The sequence below is a fragment of the Proteus sp. MB838 genome, assembly GCF_054767435.1.
Window position 1 is genome coordinate 1 of sequence record NZ_BAABMO010000087.1, and the last position, 2,702, is coordinate 2,702.

Annotated in this window: 4 protein-coding genes; 2 read left to right on the top strand and 2 right to left on the bottom strand. The window is 32.0% G+C overall.

The window, feature by feature from the left end; all coding sequences use genetic code 11:
• A partial coding sequence (locus ACYUCW_RS17940; RefSeq protein ID WP_460409170.1) for an ACT domain-containing protein occupies positions 1-409 on the top strand: 409 nt, incomplete at its 5' end.
• A 224-nt stretch (positions 410-633) separates the two neighbouring features.
• Positions 634-1,332 (top strand): hypothetical protein, encoded by a 699-nt coding sequence (locus ACYUCW_RS17945; protein ID WP_460409171.1) that lies wholly within the window; start codon positions 634-636, stop codon positions 1,330-1,332.
• A 70-nt stretch (positions 1,333-1,402) separates the two neighbouring features.
• Here ACYUCW_RS17945 and ACYUCW_RS17950 read toward each other — a convergent pair whose 3' ends face one another.
• Together ACYUCW_RS17950 and ACYUCW_RS17955 are read right to left on the bottom strand one after the other, a co-directional pair.
• Positions 1,403-1,981 carry a hypothetical protein gene (locus ACYUCW_RS17950; RefSeq protein ID WP_004249153.1) on the bottom strand — a complete coding sequence of 193 codons (579 nt, stop codon included), beginning with the start codon at positions 1,979-1,981 and terminating at the stop codon, positions 1,403-1,405.
• A gap of 133 nt (positions 1,982-2,114) precedes the next feature.
• Positions 2,115-2,702 (bottom strand): vitamin B12 dependent-methionine synthase activation domain-containing protein (locus ACYUCW_RS17955; protein ID WP_460409172.1); only part of this gene is annotated, 588 nt, incomplete at its 5' end.

Genomic DNA, 2,702 nt, shown 5'->3' on the forward strand with positions numbered 1-2,702 from the left:
GCATAGTTTGAAAATGCTTCATGCCCGTGGCTTTTTGGCAGAAATATTTACCATTTTATCACGCCACCATATTTCGGTTGATGTGATAACCACACCAGAAGTCAGTATTGCTTTAACATTGGATACCACAGGTACCACTAGCTCATCAGGCAGTCTGTTAACTAATGCTTTATTAACAGAATTATCCGCATTATGTCGCGTTGAAGTAGAAGAAGATCTGGCATTGGTCGCTATCATTGGTAATTCACTATCGCAAGTAAATGGCTTAGGAAGTCAAATTTTTGGCACTTTAGAGGATTATAATATTAGAATGATAAGTCATGGTGCGAGTACCCATAACTTATGTTTATTAGTGGATGGCAAAGATGCAGATAATATTGTCAGAAAACTACACGATACCTTATTTTAAGGTATTACTTAGTAAATATTTATAGAGTAAATATAAAAATAAGATTAAGATATGAAAATAGAATAACAACATTTCAATGACTTTAGAATTTAACATAGGCTTCTTGCAATAAGGAGCCTATTTTTATTTATTTTTACAGCTAAAATGATTTATATTTAAAATTATTATATTTAAAAATAATATAGAGTATTTTTAATTTATTTTATCATCTTTAAGAGGGAGTTATGTCTATAAAATTAAGCTATGATATTTGTAAAACTGTCCAATATATGCATGTGAACGTTATAAATAAGAGTAAAAAATTAAAAGAACTACGAAATGAAATAAAATCACTATATAATCTATCACAACCTTTTCAAAATTCATGTGTTAATACTCATACTTTTTATAAACCACAAAATAGCATCATAGCCTCAATAGCAAATATCAATAATAGAATTAATAAAAATCAACACGCACTTACAGGAATAGAATCAAAATTAAAAGAAAAATACAATGATATAAAATCAATTAATGATTTAATTAAAAATAGATATAAATCAGGTTTAGTTACAAATGAGCATGACTATAAAAACATGAAAAATGTTTTAACAAACAATTTTAAAAGTGAAATAAATGATTTAAATCAACAAAAAGAAATACTAAAAATTAGATTAAATGAAAATGAAAATACACTTGCATATTTTAACAATAAATCAGATTTTCTTTTATATCCTAATCAAGAAACTCTCAAATTTTTATTCTATACTGAAGTTTTCCCCAACAGAATCGAAAGAGAATCAATACCAAAAGAAAAAATCAATATTGATTGTATCAACAATATGATAAACATCCATAAAAAGAGTTTGTTTATCAGTTCAGAGAACAAAGAAAAAATAAACACATATAAAGAATTTTTAAAAAAAATAAATATACCTTTCTAACAATATCCAACCCTATTACAGTATTAACGTAAGCGGATGCCTTTCGATAGAAAGATCCGCTTTTTATTTTTTAATAAACTCGATAACCACCATATTTTTTAGCAAATTGATTAAATTTACCAAAATCAATCAACGCGATTTCTAACGAGCGATAGGCAATATGAGACATCTTAGCCACTTGTTCCACAAATACATGGTTATCTTCAAGAAGCTTAGCTGTAAGTGCTGAGGCAATAATCTCACACTCTTTCGGTGTCACAATCCAACCATCATTTGTAGCAAACTTATAAATTGGAATACACCCTTCTTTTTCACTCTCTTTAGCTAACAATGCCTCTTCTTCTTGCATAGCTTGCTTAAATAGTGTGATCTCTTCTTCTAGGGGGGCTGGATGTGTAGGAATATGATGATAAATATAGTCACCAATTTCTTCCATGCGCGCCGGTGTCATTTCAGCCTTAAGCCAAATCTTATCAAACATTTTTTCATCTAATAATGCATCTGTATCCAAATTCCCTGTTAATTGCATCAGATTTAAAAACGCATTAATGATAACTTCATTTAATGGGTAATTTCCTTTGGCTAAAGAAGGAAAAGGAACTTTAGTGCCAACTGTTGGGGTTTGCTGAAGATACAAAGTATAACTCATCATCATGTCCTTTTTTCTGATACAGGCTTACAGCTTATACATCTTTAATGGGAACTGCGAGAGAAAATAACAAGGGGATATGATTATCACCTTGTTATTTATTACATTATTATAATCTTCAGATACCGTTTAATTAAGGCTCATAGCCTAAATTAGGGGCTAACCAACGCTCAACTTCACTTATACTCATACCACGACGTTTGGCGTAATCTTCCACCTGATCTTTTTGAATTTGAGCGACGGCAAAATATTTACTTTCAGGATGACTAAAATACCAACCCGATACCGAAGCCCCCGGCCACATCGCATAAGCATCAGTAAGCTTCATACCAATACGATTTTCTACATTTAACAGTTGCCAAATTTTTGCTTTTTCTGTGTGCTCTGGGCAAGCCGGATATCCCGGTGCAGGTCGTGTTCCTTGATATTTTTCTCTAATCAACTCGTCATTAGAGAGCGCTTCGTCAGGACTGTAACCCCAAATCTTGGTTCTCACTTGTTGATGCAAATATTCGGCAAAAGCTTCTGCAAGACGATCGGATAGCGCTTTTACCATAATTTTATTGTAATCATCATGAGCATTATCATACCCATTAGCGAGTGCATCTTCTTCTAGACCGCCGGTAACTGCAAAAGCACCAAAATAGTCAGCAAGACCACTATCCACAGGGGCAATAAAGTCTGCTAAGCAATAGTTAGGGTACTCTTTTTTTTCTGTTTG